This is a genomic window from Terriglobales bacterium, from assembly GCA_035624455.1.
In the GTDB taxonomy this organism is placed as follows: Bacteria; Acidobacteriota; Terriglobia; order Terriglobales; family Acidobacteriaceae; genus DASPRM01.
Genome location: DASPRM010000164.1, coordinates 12,602 through 31,816, shown reverse-complemented (window position 1 = coordinate 31,816; position 19,215 = coordinate 12,602). Strand labels below are relative to the sequence as shown.

The 19,215-nt window shown below is 57.4% G+C and carries 16 protein-coding genes; 11 read left to right on the top strand and 5 right to left on the bottom strand.

What is annotated here, in order from left to right:
• Positions 1-17 precede the first annotated feature (17 nt).
• On the bottom strand, positions 18-995 hold the full coding sequence (locus VEG30_18950) for a quinone oxidoreductase (GenBank protein HXZ82015.1): 978 nt from the start codon (positions 993-995) through the stop codon (positions 18-20).
• 232 nt (positions 996-1,227) lie between these two features.
• Here VEG30_18950 and VEG30_18945 point away from each other — a divergent pair, with 232 nt between their 5' ends.
• On the top strand, positions 1,228-1,704 hold the full coding sequence (locus VEG30_18945; GenBank protein HXZ82014.1) for a nuclear transport factor 2 family protein: 477 nt from the start codon (positions 1,228-1,230) through the stop codon (positions 1,702-1,704).
• Positions 1,705-1,730: 26 nt separating this feature from the next.
• Here VEG30_18945 and VEG30_18940 read toward each other — a convergent pair whose 3' ends face one another.
• Both VEG30_18940 and aroE read right to left on the bottom strand, forming a co-directional pair.
• The gene (locus tag VEG30_18940; GenBank protein ID HXZ82013.1) at positions 1,731-2,153 is read right to left on the bottom strand and encodes a lipocalin-like domain-containing protein; all 423 of its coding nucleotides are present in this window, start codon (positions 2,151-2,153) and stop codon (positions 1,731-1,733) included.
• A gap of 152 nt (positions 2,154-2,305) precedes the next feature.
• Positions 2,306-3,880: a shikimate dehydrogenase gene (aroE, locus tag VEG30_18935; protein HXZ82012.1), complete on the bottom strand. Its 1,575-nt coding sequence runs from the start codon at positions 3,878-3,880 to the stop codon at positions 2,306-2,308.
• Between the two features lie 239 nt (positions 3,881-4,119).
• On the opposite strand from aroE, the gene VEG30_18930 reads away from it, so the two are divergent.
• Complete coding sequence (locus VEG30_18930; GenBank protein ID HXZ82011.1) at positions 4,120-5,040, top strand: hypothetical protein; 921 nt, start codon at positions 4,120-4,122, stop codon at positions 5,038-5,040.
• Positions 5,041-5,095: 55 nt separating this feature from the next.
• Here the strand turns inward: VEG30_18930 and amrA are convergent, their stop codons facing one another.
• Entirely contained in the window at positions 5,096-5,698 is a 603-nt protein-coding gene (amrA, locus tag VEG30_18925; protein HXZ82010.1) for an AmmeMemoRadiSam system protein A, read from the bottom strand.
• Positions 5,682-6,347, bottom strand: a complete 666-nt coding sequence (gene pgsA, locus VEG30_18920) for a CDP-diacylglycerol--glycerol-3-phosphate 3-phosphatidyltransferase (protein HXZ82009.1) — start codon at positions 6,345-6,347, stop codon at positions 5,682-5,684. Before pgsA ends, amrA begins: the two co-directional genes overlap by 17 nt.
• 346 nt (positions 6,348-6,693) lie before the next feature.
• On the opposite strand from pgsA, the gene VEG30_18915 reads away from it, so the two are divergent.
• The 9 genes from VEG30_18915 to VEG30_18875 all read left to right on the top strand — a co-directional run bounded on the left by VEG30_18915 (position 6,694) and on the right by VEG30_18875 (position 19,157).
• Positions 6,694-7,083, top strand: coding sequence for a DUF5818 domain-containing protein (locus VEG30_18915; GenBank protein ID HXZ82008.1), 390 nt, complete (start codon positions 6,694-6,696; stop codon positions 7,081-7,083).
• Positions 7,084-7,587: 504 nt separating this feature from the next.
• Positions 7,588-7,956: an STAS domain-containing protein gene (locus tag VEG30_18910; GenBank protein ID HXZ82007.1), complete on the top strand. Its 369-nt coding sequence runs from the start codon at positions 7,588-7,590 to the stop codon at positions 7,954-7,956.
• A gap of 132 nt (positions 7,957-8,088) precedes the next feature.
• Positions 8,089-9,249: a type IV pilus twitching motility protein PilT gene (locus tag VEG30_18905; protein HXZ82006.1), complete on the top strand. Its 1,161-nt coding sequence runs from the start codon at positions 8,089-8,091 to the stop codon at positions 9,247-9,249.
• Between the two features lie 180 nt (positions 9,250-9,429).
• The gene (locus tag VEG30_18900; protein HXZ82005.1) at positions 9,430-9,954 is read left to right on the top strand and encodes a regulatory protein RecX; all 525 of its coding nucleotides are present in this window, start codon (positions 9,430-9,432) and stop codon (positions 9,952-9,954) included.
• Between the two features lie 215 nt (positions 9,955-10,169).
• Entirely contained in the window at positions 10,170-12,998 is a 2,829-nt protein-coding gene (alaS, locus tag VEG30_18895) for an alanine--tRNA ligase (protein HXZ82004.1), read from the top strand.
• Between the two features lie 454 nt (positions 12,999-13,452).
• The gene (locus tag VEG30_18890) at positions 13,453-14,340 is read left to right on the top strand and encodes a lytic transglycosylase domain-containing protein (GenBank protein ID HXZ82003.1); all 888 of its coding nucleotides are present in this window, start codon (positions 13,453-13,455) and stop codon (positions 14,338-14,340) included.
• A complete protein-coding gene (locus VEG30_18885; GenBank protein ID HXZ82002.1) occupies positions 14,341-16,641 on the top strand; it encodes an N-acetylmuramoyl-L-alanine amidase in 2,301 nt (766 codons plus the stop codon). It begins immediately after the preceding gene.
• Positions 16,642-16,909: 268 nt separating this feature from the next.
• Entirely contained in the window at positions 16,910-17,983 is a 1,074-nt protein-coding gene (locus tag VEG30_18880; protein HXZ82001.1) for a DUF6599 family protein, read from the top strand.
• Positions 17,984-18,383: 400 nt separating this feature from the next.
• Entirely contained in the window at positions 18,384-19,157 is a 774-nt protein-coding gene (locus VEG30_18875; GenBank protein HXZ82000.1) for an ABC transporter ATP-binding protein, read from the top strand.
• Positions 19,158-19,215: the final 58 nt, after the last annotated feature.

The following is a 19,215-nucleotide window of genomic DNA, read 5'->3' as shown; positions in this document are numbered from 1 at the left end:
AATCGCGGCCTTTGCTTTTAGTGGCTGTCCGGAATCAGCAGCAGCTTTCCGGTGGTCTTGCGCCCTTCCAGGTCGCGATGCGCCTGGGCCGCGGCGGAGAGTGGATACTTATGCTCGATGCGCAACTTGAGTTCTCCGCTAGCGATCATGTTCATCACGTCGGTGGCTCGCCATTCCAGTTCTTCACGCGTGGCAACGTAGTGCCCGAGCGATGGCCGGGTAAGAAATAGGGACCCTTTCTGGGTCAGTTTCATAGGATCGAATGGAGGCACAGGCCCGCTGGCGCCGCCAAATAAAACCAGGTAGCCTCGCGGCCGCAGGATGTTCAGGTCCTTGTCGAAGGTAGTTTTGCCCACGCCGTCATAGACCACGTGCACGCCCTTGCCGTCGGTGAGGCGCTTAGTTTCGGCTTCGAAATCCTGGCTGGTATAAACGATGACCTCATCTGCGCCCTCACTGCGCGCGAGCTTGGCCTTTTCTTCTGATCCCACAGTCCCAATGACGCGAGCGCCAATTTTTTTTGCCATTTGGACGAGCAGTAATCCCACTCCTCCCGCCGCGGCGTGAACCAGGCAGACTTCTCCCCGCTGCAGCGGATAGGTGCTGTGCGTCAGGTAATGCGCGGTCATTCCCTGAAGCATGGCGGCTGCGGCCTGAGAGAAGTCGAGGTGTCCGGGAATTACTACCAGGCGATTAGCGGGGACGGCGGCGTACTCCGCGTAACTTCCTAGCACGTTGGTATAGGCGACACGGTCGCCAGGCTTGACGTTCACGACGTCGCTGCCAATTTCGGTGACGATCCCCGCTGCTTCCTGGCCATCAACGAAGGGCAGGGGGGCGGGATAACGTCCCTCGCGGATGTAAACATCGATAAAGTTGACTCCGCTTGCCTTGATTTGGACCACCGCCTCATTGGGCTTGGGCTTAGGAGCCGGGATGTCAACCAGCTTGAGAGCTTCGGGTCCGCCGGGTTGCGAGACTTGAATGGCTTTCATGGCGTAGAGGAGTGCTCCTGTCTCGGTCGGTTGCAAATGCGCCCCGTAATTCTACAAGGAGGTGCAACTGGTCTGGATGTGGGGGTGGAGCAGGGCTGTCAGCCCCTCATTTATACATCGGCAAAACTCCGGCTTTAGCCGCTGAGGGGCTCTCCGTTGCTGCTGATCGGGTTCCTTAGCGCCGAAGCGGCCGCTCTGCCCATTTTGAATGCCGGTCGACTAGAATCTGCGCATGCGGAAAAAACTGGCGGTGGTCCTGGGAGGAATTTTCCTGCTGAGCAGTGCCGGCTGCACTAAATGGGGCAAACCGGTGCCCGGCTGGACGGGCGCGACCGGCGGCGAAAATCTGGAGCGGCAGTTCTGGCAGGACGTGAAGGAGAAAAAATACGCGGAGATTGAGCGACGGTTAGCGCCCACCTTCACGCTGGTCACTGCCGACGGATTTCGCAACCGCGAGCAGACGCTGGAATACCTGAAGCAACTGGCCCTTGAGGACTATTCACTCGGCGAGGTCAAGGTTCATCCTAATGGGCATGACATGGTGGTGACGTACACGCTCCTGCTCCGCGGCACTCGCAAGGGGCAGGCCCTGGAGAATGCCCCGCTGAATGTCGCGACGGTGTGGCAGGAGACTACCAATACGTGGGTGGCGATCAGCCAGTCGGCGGTGCCATCAGGAAACCCGTTGCAGGCGTCACCGGCACATTAAAGTTGTTGGAAAAAATCGTGCAACTTTCACCGCACTTTTTCCCACACGATCTCCCAAGAGGCGACTTCGGGATCGTCCTGCTGGCGGTCGCTCAGGATCATTCGGCTTCCTTCGAAGCGGTAGGGACGGAGCTGGCGAGTTCCGACGTAGTCTAACCCACTGGAGACCTCCGGCAGATGGATCAGGCAGTTGTTGCCCGCGTCCACCTCGTAACGTCCACAATAGGAATAAAAGCCATCAAAAGCGGAGGCCTTCTCTTCCATGGTGGGCTTTGCCAGATTCTTCCATTTAGGCCGATCTGGATCCATTAAGGCAGCGCACATGTAGCCATCGGCGGAATACATCAGGAATCCTTGACCGCGGGGCCCAAAGAAAGGGCGCTTGGTTCCGTCCTTGAGGGTGTCTTCAGCGCTTATGAGCTTCCAGGTGCCCACAATTCGCCTACGCACCTCACTCTCATTCAGATTATTTTGTCCGGCTAGCAAAGTGCTAACGTGCAACAGCACGAGAGAGATTCCTGCCCTAGCGATCCACATAGGCAGGGATTATACGAAAAGGATTTTTTGAACAAGTCGTTCCCGCACGGTCAGCAGGCTGAAGTCTATTTCGTACTCTTCCTGGCAGAATTGGCGAGATTTTTCGCCCGCGCCTGCAGCTCATTCACCACGGCGAACTGCATATCAGGAGTAGGAGCCGGCTTGCCGGTCCAGATCTCGAATTGGCGCGCACCCTGGTGAACAAACATTTCCAGGCCCGTAATTACCGCCAGCCCTTTTTCCCGGGCGATTTTCAGGAAGCGGGTTTCCAGAGGGTTGTAGACCATATCCATGGCAATGCGGGCATTCATTTCTTTCTCGTTCAGATAGGATGCATTGTTGCTGCCCATGCCGATTGGTGTTGCATTGATGATCACGTCAAAGGTGAGTTTGCGAAGATCGTCGCGCTTGATCGACCTGGCCTGCGCCTGACGCGCCAGCTTTTGAGCATTGGCGGCAGTGCGGTTGAGGATAAATACTTCTGAACCCCGCTCCTTGAGGCCGAATACGGCAGCTCGCGCTGCACCGCCTGCGCCAAGTACAAGGATCCTCGCCCCACGCAATGGAAGGCGCTGCTCCAACGGCCGGACCACGCCAGCCGCATCGGTATTGAAGCCGTAGAGCTTTCCATCCTGAGAGCGGATCAGGGTGTTGCAGGCTCCGACCTTCTGAGTAAACGAATCGCAGTTATCCAGGTGCTCGATGATAGCTTGCTTGTAAGGCATGGTGATGCTAAGCCCGTGAATAGGAACGTCGCGTGTGCAGCGCAGCAAATCATCCAACTTCTTGGCGTGCAGGGGCAGGTAAACGGAATTCAGGTTTTCGCGGCGGAAGGCAGTATTCATCATCAGGGGGGAGAGCGAATGCTCGATGGGGTCGCCAGCAACACCGTAGACGCGGGTGGCGGCGTCGATTTGGCCGATGCGATAGATGTCGCGCAGCATGCGCGCCGTCATTTGGCCGGGAGCGGTTTCCGCACCGGGGTTCAAAGCGGCAAAGGTGAACATGCTACCTGCCCTGACGCCGAGAATCCGGCTGATGATGCCTTGCTCGCCCATACAGAGTCCAACTACCGAGTGCCGAGCGCTCTTTTCTTCGAGCAGCTTCATCATGGCGACGTTGTCGTACAGGCTGGTAGCGGTGGTGACCAGCTTGAAGACATCAGCGGGGTAGTTGGTCATATCCTCGAAGGTTTCCCGCAGTTTCCTGGTGGCGCGGAAATCATGGAAAGAAAGAGACAAGCTGGCCTTAGCGCGTATTTTTTCAAAATCTCCGGACTTCAGAGAGGCGGCAGTTTGCAACTCGATATCCACCATTTGACAGCCCGCTGCTGCCGCCTTGGTTAGGGTCTCAATTTGGGAAGAGATCGTCCCACGGAACTTTCCCCCGTTGACCGCTCGGCGGCAGGTAGCAATGGCCGTTACCTCAGGGTGATAAGACATGAAATTCTTGATGCGAGGCAGGGCAAGGGCCGGGGCGCGGAGATAATCTAAGCGGAACTCAATGAAGGGGTTATCCCTGACGATGGCTTCAGCCTTTTCGATCAGCTCGGCTGCGTCGCTTCCGAAAATGGCCACACAGACCCGGGGTGGCCGCAGCGGAAAGGGCCGCAACGCGTAAGTGGAGGCTTGGGCTGTCATTTGCGGCTAAAATTCGCGCCATATTACAGTTGCACTTCAACAGATGCAATGATTTGCTTGGAAGGACAGGGCCGGAAGGGCAATATGCGTACCGCTTAGGTAACTAACTGCTTCCTTGACTATAACTTACGGCTTTGTTAGCTTCCACGAGTCCAGGAGAAAATTGGGTAATTCTGCCCTTGTCGGCGGCAGTTCGCGCCTGAGAAGGTTCCAGCCTGGGGTGAAGAGGGGGAGGAGTTATGACGAAATCGGCTGTACTGGCGGTCATGTTGGTGGGAATAGGGGTACTTGCACAGGAGGCGCCCCCTCCAGCCCAGCAGCCCGAACCGCAAATCGCCCGCACCAACTTGGTGGAAAGGGCAGCCGGACCCAGCTATTCCGATATTTACTGTGCCGGTTTCATCACCAAGCAAAATATCAGTCACGTGAACTCGCTGATTGGTGGTCTGGGCACACCGCACGCCATCCACTTTACCCAGGACGAATACGTTTTTCTCTCTGCCAGCGGACTGCAGGAGGGAACCCGCTACGCCATTGTGCGGGAGCTCAGAGATCCTAATGAGTACGAGATGTTCCACGGACAGAAGGCGGCGATCAATGCCGTAGGCCAACCCTATGCAGAACTGGGATACGTGCGTGTGTTGCAGATTCGAGGAGCGATTGCTGTGGCGCGCGTCGAATTTAGCTGCCAGTCGTTGACGGCAGGGGATCTTGTAGTGCCGTATCAGGAGAAGCCGCCACTCTTTTTTCACGACAAGCACAGCCTGGAAATGTTCCCGACAAACACCTCCACGCTGTCGGGTCGAATCGTGCTCAGCAAAGACTTCGATTCTGAAGCGGGTACCGGCGACAAAGTCTACGTGAATGTGGGCGCGGAGCAGGGTGTGAAGCCGGGCGACTACTTTCGGGTAATGCGTTCGTATGATCCCGACAAAATGGATTACGTAGACGCGCTCTCCTACAATAACCCTGCGGGCGAAGACACACAGAAAAATTATCCCAAGATAACCAAAGCGGAGTTGAAGATGATTCCCAACCGAGCCATCGGAGAGGGAATCGTTCTTAACGTAACGCCTGCCAGTTCCACCATCATGATTACTTTCTCGCGCGATGCAGTGCAGGTCGGCGATGCGGTGGAGATGGAGGGCGTGCCTAAATAATCAGTTCTGAAATGCTGTGAAGGCCCGAACGGCGGCACGTCAGTGCCGCTTTTTTTTACCAGGTGAAGTTAGAGGTGCCGAAAATTTCAGCCGTGAAGGCTTCCAGGGTCGCCCCGCGCTGCCAGGCGTCGGGGGGGAGTCCAGCTTTGAGGCAGGTTTGCGCGAGAAAGGTCTCGCGATCCCAACGATGTTCGACGGGCACCTGGGGAAGCAGCAGGCCGCGGCGGCTTCCAAAGGTCACCACCAGACCATGGCGGCCAACCTCGACGTCCTCTGCATCGATGGGCTGCAAGGGAGAAAGCACGCTGATCTGGATCTCGAGAGCGGTGAGTTCGTCGGGTTGCAAGGGAGCGAAGCGGGTGTCGTGGAATGCCGCGGCGATGGCGGTTTCTGCCACGGTACGGTAGAGCGAGTGAGTGGGAAAAACGTAGCCCACACAACCGCGCAGCTCATTCTGGATGTGCAAAGTCGTAAAAGCACCCCGCCGTTCTGCCAAGTGAGGAGTGGGGGCGGTGAGATCGATCTCGCGGCGATCGATGTTGGCGGCAATCGCTTCTTTTGCCGCCGTGAGCAGAAGTTGGCGTTCTTCCGGCGAGAACTCCTGAGGTTCTGCCTGGGAGGGCGGGACAGCAGCAGCGGAATCAGGTTGCAGCGACATCGCGTTTCCGGCGGCGGCTGAGCACGAAGCTTCGCCGTCGCTGGCTCCGGACTACCTTGCGGTCAATCTTTGACCAGAAAGCGACAAAGTAGTCGATGGCCGAGGCCAAAGAAAGGGCAACCATAAACCAGATGGCCATGCGTGCGATCAAGTCCACCGGAAAGATGAGCACGCGGGAAGCATTGAGATGGATGTGCCACTCGTTCCAGCGATGTTCCAGAATGGCAGCGACCACGGACACAATCTGCACCACCATTTTTGATTTTCCCAGATCGCTGGCTTCGATGGTGAAGCCCTGAGAGGCGGCAATGGAACGCAGTCCACTCACCAGAAATTCGCGCCCAATAATGACCACCGCCATCCACGCGGGCACGATATGAGGATTGTATTGCACCAGGGTGATGAAGGCGGCAGCGATCATCAGTTTGTCCGCCAGCGGATCCAGCAACATGCCCATGGTGGTGATCTGGCCGCGACGGCGGGCAAGATAGCCGTCTATGCCGTCGGTGATGGAAGCCGCAATAAACACCGCACAGGCTAATAATTCCTGCTGCCCGTGAACGCCCACAATGCGACGGGTGGTCAACAACCACATGAAAATCGGAATGCTGAAAATACGGGTGAGCGTTATGTAGTTTGGAAGGTTCACGGCTTCCAGAGCCAGCAGAGTCGAATGTCCAGTCCCAGATTATAGCCCCAGATCTGAAGCTCTGGGCTCAACTGCAGGTTTGCCGGCAGAGGCCAGGCTTTTCCAAATCAGGATGTCAGGAGGTAAGCCGGGTGCCCGGTTGAATGCGGCTCAGAAGGGTCGGATTCAGGCTTAAGGTATTTACTGTATGCGTAATATCTTCGTAATGAACAAATAAACTTCTCTCAGCGGTCAGAGCGGCTGATACATATCGGCTTCAAATGCGAGGCCTCGATCATTGGCATGCATCGTGCTGTCTTGGCAGAGCGCGCCGACGCTCTAGTTAATTTTGCATTTGGAGGATCGCGTGAAAAAAGAACTATCCGTACTAGCCACACTAGCGCTGGCGGCATCGCTCGGCTTTGCTCAAGCCTCGGCGAGCAGCCAGTCGGGTTCGAACTCCACCTCGCAGCAGCCGACTTCCGACTCGGGCATGCAGGCACAGCCTGATGCATCAACGCCAGGTTCCAGCACCTCAGGGATGCCGGCTTCGCAGGGTCAAGCCACAGCCATTTCTGGAAAGGTTGAGAAGGTTGGAAAGAAATACGTTCTGAAGGCCAGTGACGGCACCAGCTATCAACTGGACGACCAGGAAAAGGCGAAGTCGTTTGAGGGCCAGAACGTAAAGGTGAACGGAAGCGTTGACCAGAGCACGAGCACGATTCACGTGTCCGATATCGTGCCTTCCGGTTCCTAAGATCGAGTGAACGATAGATACGAAAGGGGCGCTGTCCCAGGCGCCCCTTATTTTTCCTTCCTGGTTCTTTTCTTCCTGGCTTGACGGCTCTCATTTGCGAATCGCAATTCACCTATGAATCGCTGGAACAGGAGTATTTGCTGTCAGGGGGCCCTTCGAAGGGGGGAGACTTTACAGATAAGCAGACGCCGAGTTTGAGTTATCTTGCTACATCTTTGAGATGGCGGCTGCTGCCCCGCCATCCGATGCGATGGACTCGGCGTCTGCCTCTGCGCGTCGGTCTGATCGGATTAGAAACCTGAACGCGCGAAGGAACAATCATCGGAATGTAGTAGCTCAAGTAGAGAAATCCTGTAGCCTCCACAGTCCGCCGGTCAGATGTTTCCGTATCGAGCAAGCTCTGGGCTCTGGACATCAGGGATATACTCGGGTTCTTACAATCCGTGTGGCAGAGCTGTTGGTTCGCGTGGTCACACCAGCCTTCCGTTGCAAGAGAGCGTGAGAGTGGAACTCGCATTCCAGGTCGTATGGCACGCGCGGGTGCCGGTCGTTTACTGTCTGGGACGCCTGGTCTACGGCGAAGAGACGCAAGAATTCGGACGCACACTGCGCCGCCTGCTCGACGATAACAAACAGCTCGTTCTACAACTGGCTGCAGTCAGTCAGATTGACAGCGGTGGCGTGGGGGAACTGGGGGCGGTGTTCTTGGCAGCTCACCGGCGTGATGCCAAAATCAGACTGGCCTGTCTATCGCCACGAGTGGCGGAAGTCCTTCGCATAACCGGGCTGGAGCAACTTTTTCAGATCTACGCTTCGGAAGAGGAAGCGATTGCCGCGATCCAGGGGACAACGATGGCTCAAAAAGCCGGGTGATCGTCGTGAAACCTGACTTTTGCTCTCCTTTGCACCAAAGACCCACGTCTCTATTACCCTTCCGTACACCCCTAGGAATTGCTAAGCCTCTGTAGCCGTGCTACTTTGCGACCACCGAAAGCAGAAACCCATATGCCGATGTCAATCGATGATCTGCTGCGCATCGCGATGGAGCGGAAGGCCTCCGACTTGCACCTCAAGGTGGGAAACTACCCTCACATCCGAGTGGATGGCGAGCTGGTGCCCCTGACTGACCAGCCGCGCGTCACCGCTGAGGACATGCTGAGCATGGCTTTCAGCATGATGTCCAACCGGCAAAAGCAAAAGTTCAAAGAGAACGCGGAATTGGATATGGCGTACGGCGTAGCCGGCCTGGGACGCTTCCGCGTAAACGTATTTCAGCAGCGCGGCAACGTGGGCCTGGTGCTGCGTGTCATTCCTACCAAGATCAAGCCCATCGACGAGCTATACCTTCCCAAGATCGTGGAGAAGGTCTGCGATGAGGCCCGCGGGCTGGTGCTGGTCACCGGCGTCACCGGTTCCGGTAAGTCGACCACATTGGCGGCCATGATTGACCGTATCAATTCCAGCCGCGCTGAGCACATCATCACCATTGAAGACCCGATCGAGTTTTTGCACCGCGATAAAAAAGGATTTGTGAACCAGCGCGAAGTCGAGGTGGACACACCATCGTTCGCCTCAGCGCTGCGTGCCTGCCTGCGCCAGGACCCGGACGTGATCCTGGTGGGCGAAATGCGCGATCTCGAGACCATCAGCACAGCCCTGCACGCGGCCGAAACCGGCCACATGGTGTTCTCGACCCTGCACACCTTGGACGCCGTGGAAACCATCAACCGCATTATTGCTGTGTTTCCGCCACCCGAGCAGAAGCAGATTCGGCTGCAGTTGGCGGCGACTCTAAAAGCCGTCATCAGCCAGCGCCTGGTGCGCCGGGCCGATGCCAATGGACGTGTCCCGGCTTGCGAAGTCCTGATGTCCACCGCTTATGTGCGCGAGTGTATCGTTACACCGGAAAAAACGCGCAACATCCGCGAAGCGCTGGCCACGGGCACCTCGCAGTACGGCATGCAGACCTTCGACCAGTCACTCTACGATCTCTATACCCAGAACCTGATCTCGTTTGAAACCGCGCTGGAGAATGCAACCAATCCAGACGACTTCAAGCTGCGCGTGGCCGGAATCGCCAGCACCGGCGATGCCGCCCGGGACGAGATGCAGCAGAGCGCCTTCGGATCAGTCGGGTCAGGATTCGGCTCGGGATTCGGCAGATAGAGCCTGGATCGGGTGAAGTTCGATCGGATGGAGTGTGAAGTTTGAACGTGGTGTGAGAAGTGAGCGCTGAATTCTGCTGGTCGCCAAGCCGGCGACAGAGGTTCGAATTGGCAAATTTCGGACTTCGAACATCGCAGATCTAGCTTACCGTTCGTCACTTACCCGCTTACAATTTCCCTCATGGCCTTCGGCCGCAGCAAGCAGAAGCTCTGGGACGAGCCTGCGCTCTACGAGTACGCTATCGCCGCACTGGGACGCCGCATGCGCTCAGTAGCTGAGTTGAAGCGCCTCCTGCGCCAGCGAGTCGAGGGCTCCGAATATGGCAACCTTCTGGTCGAGACGGTGGTGGCGCGCCTCAAAGAAGAGCGCTATCTGAATGACTCGGCATATGCTGCGACCTATTCATCGCTGCGCAAGGAAAACGAAAAATTTGGCCGACGGCGCGTGATCTCCGACCTGAAGCAACGCGGGGTACACGATTCGATCATCGCTAAGGCTGTCTCGAGTGCTTATTCGGACACCAACGAGGAAAGATTGGCGCGTGACTACCTCCGTCGTAAGCGTTTGCAGAAACCCGCAGACCAGAAACAGGCGGCGCGCATCTTCCGTACGCTGGTTCGGGCCGGGTTTGGCTCCCGGACGATTATCACGATCCTGAAGAAATGGGATGTCGAGGACGAAGTGCTGACGGCCCTGGAAAGCTAAGACATCGGGTAAATCTGGATCGGTTAACCAGCAGATCGAGCGATCTGGTGATCTGAGATGGGGTGATCTGAGATGGGGTGATCTGAGATCTAGATTAGGGGATATTTCACGCTCGAAATGTATTATCTCAACGCTCGTACTTCGAACTTCACCCGATCGCAGATCACCCGATCACAAATTCCTTCCCTCGCTGCCTGCTAGAATTAGCGTGCTTCATGCTGACTGGTTCGCAAATTCGCCGCAAGTTCCTCGACTACTTTATCGAGAACGGACACAAGGAGGTCCATTCCTCGTCGCTCGTGCCGGCAAATGATCCCACGCTGCTTTTTACCAATGCGGGGATGAATCAGTTCAAAGACGTCTTCCTGGGGCTCGAAAAGCGCGATTACAAGCGCGCCACCAGTTCGCAGAAGTGCGTGCGCGCCGGGGGGAAACACAACGACCTGGAGAACGTCGGCTTCACCAATCGTCACCATACGTTCTTCGAAATGCTGGGGAATTTTTCGTTTGGCGACTACTTCAAGCGCGACGCGATTCGCTTTGCCTGGGAGCTGGTGACCTCGCCGAAATGGTTCGGCATCCCGGCGGGCAAACTCTACGTCACGATTTTTAACGGCGAAGGAGGAGTTCCGCGCGACGAAGAAGCCTACCGCCACTGGCACGAAGATCAGGGTGTGCCCAAGGAGCGGATTTTTGAGTTCGGGCTCAAAGATAACTTCTGGCAGATGGGCGACACCGGCCCCTGCGGTCCGTGCAGCGAGATTCACTATGACATGGGCGCAATCGCGAGTGGCGAGGGCCACACCGATTGCGCCTTCGGTTGCGAGTGCGGGCGCTACGTCGAGATCTGGAACCTGGTGTTCATGCAGTTCGACCGTGATGCCGGCGGTGTGCTCAACCCGCTGCCCAAGCCCTCGATCGATACCGGCGCGGGCCTGGAACGCCTGGCGGCGGTGCTACAGGGAAAAATATCGAATTACGATACGGATTTGTTTGTGCCGCTGATCAAGCGCGCGGCGGAGTTGTGCGGCGTCGATTATGAGAAAGAGTTGAAGGCGGAGAGCGGCAGCCGCGGCGCGGCGTCATTGCGGGTGATTGCTGACCACGCGCGGGCCTCGACGTTTCTGATTTCCGACGGTGTGATTCCGGCGAACGATGGCCGCGGCTATGTGTTGCGCAAGATCATCCGGCGGGCGATTCGGCATGGGCGATTGCTGGGGCAGAATCAGCCATTTCTGTATCAGATGGTGTATGCCGTACGTGAGCTGATGAAGGACGCCTATCCAGAATTGATGGAGACGACGGAGCGCGTAGCGAAGGTGGTGGAGAGCGAGGAGGCGAGGTTTGCGAGGACGGTTGATGAGGGTCTTCGGCTCTTAGAAGATGACCTGATGGATGAAGTATTGGCAGCGTCCCGGGGTGAGACCGCCGCTCAAACACAATTGGCAAGGAGTGCGGCACTTCGCACAAAAGAGCAGCATGACGACTTGCCGCGTTTGGTGGCTAACCTCAAGGAAGCTGGCAAGACCGTCAAGTATCCGGGGGAGAAGGCGTTCAAACTGTACGACACTTTCGGGCTACCCCTGGACTTCATTGCTGACGCAACGCGAGATCTTGGCATTGGTTTCGATCAGGCAGGCTTCGATGCCGCCATGGCCGAGCAGCGAGTTCGCGCCCAGGCCTCCTGGAAGGGCGCAGCCAAGCAGACCGCAAATCCCGCTTACCAGCAGCTTCGGCCTACGGTCTTTGAAGGCTACCGGCAGACCGAATCCAGCGGCTCCGAAATTGTCGCGCTCATGCGCAACAATCAGGGTGTGCAAGAGCTGAAGGCAGGCCAGCAGGGCGAGGTCATCCTTGATCACACACCGTTCTACGCGGAAGCTGGCGGGCAGGTGGGCGACCGCGGACTGCTCTATGACGACGAGCACAATCTTGTAGTCGCCGAGGTCCAGGGCGTCTACTACCCGGTGCAGGGCGTCCGAGCGCACAAGGTGGTTGCGAAGGAGGACCTGCACGTCGGCGACAAGGTGGATGCGGTGGTCGATCTCGATATCCGCCGCGCCACCATGCGCCACCACACCGCGACGCATCTGCTGCATGCCGGATTGCGCGAGGTCCTGGGCAAGCACGTGAAGCAGGCGGGATCGCTGGTCTCGCCCGGCCACCTGCGCTTCGACTTCTCGCACTTCACCGCGGTCGAGGACGAAGAGCTGCAGGATATCGAGGACCTGATCAACAAGGAAGTCCTCGCCAACCAGAAGGTGGAAGTCATCGAAGACGTGCCGATCGACGTGGCGATCAACCAGTACCACGCCATGGCGCTGTTCGGGGAGAAGTATGGCGATAAGGTCCGGGTCATTCGGATCGGAGATTTTTCAACCGAGCTTTGCGGCGGCACGCACACGGCCGCCACTGGCGAGATCGGGCTGATCAAGATTCTCGACGAGGGCAGCGTGTCTTCCGGCGTCCGGCGCGTAGAAGCGGTGGCGGGCGAAAGCTCACTGCATCACTTCCGGGCTGACCATCAGCTTGAGGGGGTGGCCCGCAAGCTGGTCCGGTTCGGGCACGAGGCCGAAGGGTCGCTGGCCACGGCGCTCCAGCATGAACTGGAGGCGCGCGACGAGGAACTGAAGCGCCTGCGCAAGGAGCTGGAGCAGGCGCGGATGAAGTCGGCTGCGGCCACTACCGCTTCCGTCGACGACAAAATTAAGGTGATCAATGGTGTGAAGGTGCTGGCGCATCGCGTGGACAACCTCGAGCGCCCGCAGATGCGCACCCTGGTGGACAACCTCAGGCAGAAGCTGGGGTCGGGCGTGGTGGCCCTGGGGTCGTCTTCCAATGGCGATGTGGCGCTTATAGTTGGGGTCACTCGGGACCTTACGGATCGAGTGCAGGCGGGCAAGGTCATCGGGCCGATCGCACAAAGGGTTGGGGGAAAAGGGGGAGGGCGTCCCGATCTAGCTGAAGCCGGGGGCAAAGATGCTGCTGCCCTGGACGAGGCCCTGGCGTCAACGTATGGCGTGGTGGAATCGTTGCTGAAGTGATGAACTACCCCGCCCAACCCCGCTCTACCCGGTTTCATGGCGCGAGAGTGGGACTGCGCTATTAGTAGAGCGGGTTGAACGGGCACCCTCAGGATTCATTAAGCATGGCTGAGTGCTGACTACGCTTTCTGATTACCCGATTACCCTTTCCCCGATTACCACTCTTCTAAATCCAGCATTATCAGCAGTCCATTTCGGCACGTAACCTCCCGAATCCGGCAGTTCATGTTCCTCCGTACCCGGGCTGCGTTTTGCTCCGTTTTTTTCGGCTTTTATGCTGATTTTTCTGCTATTTGGGCAGGTTCACTTCCGAGATTCCCTGCCCTTTGCCGGATTGCACCCCTCTATCCAGCAGCCTATAATCCACTCACTCTGGTTGATATCTCTGTCGGTAGGGGCTGGTAATTCGCGCACCGCAATCCCAGGGCGTGCGATTTACGAGGAACACGTTTGCATGGGTAAACGGCTACAGGTTCCACCCCGATCCGCCGCGCCAAAACTCCCTGTCATGGTTCTGGCGGCGATCACTCTTGCGACCTTCCTTCCCCACGCCATGGCCGGCGACGGTATTACGGCAGTGCGCGACTCCTATGGGCGCACTGTTTATGTGAACGATGAAGCGCCGGCTTCGCATGCATCCCCCCAGGTTTCAGCACCGTCCTCCCCTGCTCGTTCCAGCCGTCTCGTTTACTGGAGCAACAATGAGCATTGCTGGAAAGCTGTGCCGGCCCCGAGCCGGTCGGCCGCCAGCGCCGCACGTAGCGCGGTTGCAGAGGTGACCGACTACATCGGACAACAGCCCGCAAGTGAGAACAGCCCCGCACAGGTGAACCCTAATTATCGAGGCGTCGCCCAGGGCCGCGCGGTAACTGCTAAGGAAGTGGATGACGCCATCGAAGCGGCTGCCTCGCGGCACAACGTCGATCCCAACCTGGTCCGCGCTCTGATCAAGGTGGAATCGAACTTCAACGCCCACGCGGTCTCGCGCAAGGGAGCTCTCGGGCTCATGCAGTTGATGCCCCAGACGGCGCGTCTGCTGTCGGTCAAGAACCCCTTCGACCCGCAGCAGAACGTCGATGCCGGGGTACGCCATCTGAAGCAGCTACTGAACAACTTCGGGGGCGACGTGCGGCTGTCGCTTGCTGCCTACAACGCAGGCGAAGGTGCGGTGAACCGCAGCAATGGCATTCCGCCTTATGCGGAGACGCGCAATTACGTGAAGAGGATTACGGAGCTTTATGCCGGCGGCAACTCCGGCATGCAGTTGTACCTGAGCAACGCGGGGCCGATCCGAGTCTCACGGGCGGCCGATGGAGTTTTGAGGATAACGAACACGGATTAGATGACGCTCTCAACCAGAGCCGCTTCGGGTTGCGAAAAATTGGACTCCTCGACCCTCCCCGGAGAAAACCTCCGGAGCAAGATCGCCTGGATTCCCCTCGCTACGGCTCTGTTTCTTGTTTCCTTCGCTGCTCTTCCCGGCCTTGCCGCCAACTCTAGCCAGAGAAAACAGCAAGCTCAGAGTCAGTTCGAGGCCGCCGAGCGCATGCGCGAGGCGCTCAATGGCCGCCCCGAGAAAGAACGCACCGCGCGCGAATATAAGCGGGTGGAGGATGCCTACCGCCGTGTCTATCACCTAGCTCCCAACTCCTCCAAGGCGGTCGCCGGCGTAGTCGCCGTGGCTGAGCTCTTGGCAGAGCAGGGGCACACACTGGACGACGATAGCGCGCTGGAGGCCGCCATCGGCCAGTATCGGTTTCTTCGCCGTGAGTATCCGGGCAGCAAGCATCGCGTACAGGCTTTGCTCACCATCGGGCAAATCTACAAAGACGACCTGAATGATCCCGAGCAGGCGCGAACCACGTTTGACGAACTGCTGAAGCTCTACCCGCACGCCCCCCAGGCTGCAGAAGCCAGCAAGGCGCTGGAGGAGATCAAAGCAGCTGCAGAGCAGAAGAAGAACGACAAGATTGCCAACAAAAAAGAAGCGGAAGACGCCGGTACCGTGGCGGAAACGTCCAGGAATACTTCATCAGGCTCCCACGCTCAGCCAAAAGAGAGCGGAAGGACGGGACGCCCCCTTCTGACGGGAATCCGCCATTGGTCTACTCCAGACTATACAAGGGTAGCCATTGATCTCGAGGCGGAGGTCAAGTACGAGGGTTGGCGCATCCCGAGCCCCGATAGGATCTACTTTGACCTCAAGGATACGCGGCTGGCTTCCACCTTGGTCGGCAAGAGCTTTGACGTGGAGGACGGATTTCTTAAGAAGATACGCGTGGCCCAATACCTGCCCGATCAGGCCCGGGTGGTGCTGGATGTGGATGACGTCTCGGAATATTCCGCGTTTCTGCTTCCCAACCCCTATCGACTGATCATTGATATTCACGGCAAGAAGCCAGGCCAGTCAGTGGCGCGTGCCGAGCAGCCACTATCCAGGAAGCCGTTCGACAAATCGCAAGCTACGAGCGCAAATGTGAAGGCTGCAAAGCAATCATCGGCCGGAGAGCAGAGTGTAGAACTTGCCGCGGCAAAAAGCGCGAATCCCCCCAACCAGGATCTGAAATCTGCGGATGCAGGTATCGAGGAAAAGCCAGAGGCCGCTAAGAGTGCTTCGGCAGGTCCCGCACAATCGGCACTAAAAACAAGCCCGTCCGGTCAGGTCGCCAAGACTATCGTTGAGGCTGACGACGAGCCGCCCTCAAGCCAGTCGAAGGAAAAATCCAAGGCTCAGAACAGTCCATCGGACGATCAGGCGAAAGCCAATAGCCAGCCTCAGCTAGAGAAGAAGGTAGTTGCGAAGGTCACCGATGCCGGACCTTCGCCCAAGTCCCGCTCTCGAAAAGGCCGGACCAGTGATAAGCCGAACGCCCGCGAAGCGCAGCCTACTCTAGCCGGTGATCGTTCACTGACTCGTGCCCTGGGGCTGAAGATCGGGCGCATTGTTGTGGATGCCGGGCATGGCGGGCACGATACGGGCACGATTGGTCCTCATGGGCTGGAAGAGAAAGACCTGGTTCTGGATGTCAGTCTCCGCCTGGGGAAGTTGCTGGAGAACCGGCTGGGTGCAGAGGTCATCTACACTCGCGACGACGACACCTTCATTCCCCTGGAGACCCGTACAGCCATCGCCAACCAGCATGAGGCCGATCTCTTTATCTCCGTACATGCTAATTCCAGCCGCGATCCGGGCGCCCGCGGGGTGGAGACCTATTATTTGAACTTCACCTCCTCGCGCGATGCACTGGAGGTGGCGGCACGAGAGAACGCGGTTTCAGAGAAATCGATTCACGAATTGCAGGACCTGGTGAAGAAAATTGCCCTCAAGGAGAAGATCGAGGAATCTCGCGAATTCGCTTTCAACGTGCAGCAGGCGATGCATAGTGGCCTCTCCGGCCACGCCAGTTCGATGCGTGACAGGGGCGTGAAGAAGGCGCCGTTTATTGTGCTGATCGGCGCAAATATGCCCTCGATCCTGGCGGAGATTTCTTTCATCAGCAACCCAGGCGATGAGAAAAAGCTGCAGACTCCAGAGTACCGGCAGAAGATCGCGGAATCCCTGTTCCGGGGAATTTCGAAGTACGTCAATGGGCTAAGCGGAATTAAAGTCGCCACCAAGATGAGCAAGGCCGGGGTCCAGTAGCATTCCTTGCCAGAAACTCAGGTGGGAAGTCCGTCGAGGCTGCGCCTCGACCTGAACGGGCAAGACTGCCCGTTCCCACACGAATCGTCCTCAACAACAGGTCCCTCGCTTGCGCTCGGCATTTCGCCTGCAGGCTCCCGCTTCAACTGCAGATCCCTCGCTAATGCTCGGGATTTCGGCAGCGGGCTCGGACGCCCGCTAAGCGCCTCAACTTGGAACTTTCGGTATGAGGGGGTAGTCTAATGTTCAGAGGTTGTCTGCAGTCTTCATGAAGCAAGTTGTTCTATCAATTCTATTGCTGAGCACGCTGGGATATGCGGCTACTTCGACAGGTCCAGCGCTGCTTCCGCAGAACTTTGCTGGCTGGGAGAAGTCGGCTTCCCAGACCAGCAACGATCCGCGCCAGGCTGATCCGGCCCACCCAGAATTGCTGAGGGAGTTCGGGTTCAGTGACGGGGAATCCGCGACCTACACCAAGCCAGGGCATTCGATGAAGGTCAAGGCCGCCCGCTTCAACGATGCCAGCGGATCCTATGGCGCCTTCACGTTCTATAAGACGCCTGAAATGGCTACGGAGAAGATTGGAGACCAGGCTTCCTCATCGTACCTGCAGGTTCTCTTCTATCGCGGCAACGTGCTCGTGGACGTGAGTCTGGATACTGTAACTGCAATGACCGCAGCCGATCTGCGGCAGTTGGCGGACTCGATCCCGCTGCCCACGGGAAGTGCTCGGAACTTGCCCACTCTGCCCACCTATCTTCCCAAGCAGGGATACGTTCGCAACTCGGCTAAGTACGTGATAGGTCCGATCGGCTTCTCCCTGGTGGGAGCATCGTTTCCGGCTGAGCAGGTGGACTTCTCGCAAGGTGCAGAGATTGCGTTGGGAGAATACACGACCGGCAAGGGCACGGCGCAGCTCACGTTGATCGCATATCCTACGCCACAGATCGCCGCTGCCCATCTGAAGACGATCGATGCTGCCCATGAGGGTCAGAACGCCGAGAAAACTAACAGTGGTGTTGCATTTTTCTCCAGGCGAAGCGGGCCGATTCTCGCGGTCATAACAGGGTCGATATCTGCTTCCGAAGCCAAATCGCTGCTGGCTTCGGTCAACTACGACGCTGACATCACATGGAATGAAAATACGTTTTTCAGCAAGCGCAATAACGTTGGGAACTTGTTGGTCAACATTATTGTGCTGATTGCCATCCTGCTGGGTATGGCGATTGTGGTGGGAATTGCGTTCGGAGGAGTTCGCATCCTTGCCAAGCGCTTCTTCCCTGACCGCATTTTTGATCGCAGCGAGGCCGTCGAGATCATTCGCCTGGATATCGGGAAGTAGAGCCGGAACTGGGAACGAAGGGCAAAAGCCGGGGCTGCTGCATGCTTGGGAAAGTGTCTCAAACTGCGATTCTGCAGCCTAAGCTTTTGAAAAGTGACGCTTTACTGTTGCAAGTGGCCTGAGAAGTTGGCTTTTCTCGCGCCATAACTTTGCTGGTGGCAAAATTGCAAGTGATTGAAATTAAAGGTATTTAAATCCAAGAATTTTCTTGACACCCCTTCTTCAGCGTCAATAAGATTTCGCCAGAAAGTTTCGACGGTTAGGTCTTGCCTCCGTTCGGAACTATTCTCCCTAAGAAAAGGCCGCCTGAGTTGCCGGGCGGTCTTTTCGTTTGTAGCTCAGCTGGTCTCGACTTCAATCCCAACGCAATCATTCAGATCGATCTGGCGATCCCTCGGTGATGTCGAAGAAGCATGAGCTGCGCGCCGCTTTACTGAGCGGCTTCGATGATTTCGACGGCGGCTCGATAACCGCTGGCGATGACCTTGAGGTCTGCTACGGTAGCGTCCAAGTGTTGTGGGGTGTGTCACTCGAACTGGCAAGAGGGCAAGTGGCAGGCATGATCGGAGCCAACGGAGCGGGTAAGACGACTACGCTGAACGCAATTGTCGGTGTGCTAAGGGCAAAGAGGGGCCGCATTGAATTCAAACAGGCGGACATTGGGCGGGAAGCTCCCCATGAACGAGTGAAACGGCGGATTACGTTGGTGCCCGAGGGCCGGCAGCTATGGCCCAAGATGACGGTTGAGGAGAATCTGCTGAAGGGGGCTTTTCCGGCGGAGTTTCGCAAGCGCGCAGCCGCGAACCTGGAGAAAGTTTACGCGCTTCTGCCGCGTTTGAAAGAACGCCGCGCTCAGCTTGCTGGAACCCTCTCTGGAGGAGAGCAGCAGATGTGCGCCATAGGACGAGGGTTGATGGCTGAACCGGAATTATTAATGTTGGATGAGCCATCGCTGGGACTGGCGCCTAAAGCGGTAGATGAGATATTCGGGTTCATTGCCGACATCGGCAAACAGGGAGTCACAATTCTGCTGGTGGCGCAGAACGTAAACTACGCGCTGCAAATTTCCCAATATGCGTACCTGATGGAGTCAGGACGAATCGCCATGAAGGGTTCGAGCGCGTCGCTGTTGGGGAACTCGTATATTCAGGAGGCGTATCTGGGCACGGCGTAACACAGCCGTAATCCCGAGCGAAGAAGATCGTTCGCGCCGCGAACGAGCTTCGCAGTCG

Bases quoted from the DNA above. Each gene is read 5' to 3' on its own strand.
- VEG30_18950 (HXZ82015.1), bottom strand. From the start codon at position 995: ATGAAAGCCATTCAAGTCTCGCAACCCGGCGGACCCGAAGCTCTCAAG.
- VEG30_18945 (HXZ82014.1), top strand. From the start codon at position 1,228: ATGCGGAAAAAACTGGCGGTGGTCCTGGGAGGAATTTTCCTGCTGAGC.
- aroE (HXZ82012.1), bottom strand. From the start codon at position 3,880: ATGACAGCCCAAGCCTCCACTTACGCGTTGCGGCCCTTTCCGCTGCGG.
- VEG30_18930 (HXZ82011.1), top strand. From the start codon at position 4,120: ATGACGAAATCGGCTGTACTGGCGGTCATGTTGGTGGGAATAGGGGTA.
- amrA (HXZ82010.1), bottom strand. From the start codon at position 5,698: ATGTCGCTGCAACCTGATTCCGCTGCTGCTGTCCCGCCCTCCCAGGCA.
- VEG30_18905 (HXZ82006.1), top strand. From the start codon at position 8,089: ATGCCGATGTCAATCGATGATCTGCTGCGCATCGCGATGGAGCGGAAG.
- VEG30_18900 (HXZ82005.1), top strand. From the start codon at position 9,430: ATGGCCTTCGGCCGCAGCAAGCAGAAGCTCTGGGACGAGCCTGCGCTC.
- alaS (HXZ82004.1), top strand. From the start codon at position 10,170: ATGCTGACTGGTTCGCAAATTCGCCGCAAGTTCCTCGACTACTTTATC.
- VEG30_18890 (HXZ82003.1), top strand. From the start codon at position 13,453: ATGGGTAAACGGCTACAGGTTCCACCCCGATCCGCCGCGCCAAAACTC.
- VEG30_18885 (HXZ82002.1), top strand. From the start codon at position 14,341: ATGACGCTCTCAACCAGAGCCGCTTCGGGTTGCGAAAAATTGGACTCC.
- VEG30_18880 (HXZ82001.1), top strand. From the start codon at position 16,910: ATGAAGCAAGTTGTTCTATCAATTCTATTGCTGAGCACGCTGGGATAT.
- VEG30_18875 (HXZ82000.1), top strand. From the start codon at position 18,384: ATGTCGAAGAAGCATGAGCTGCGCGCCGCTTTACTGAGCGGCTTCGAT.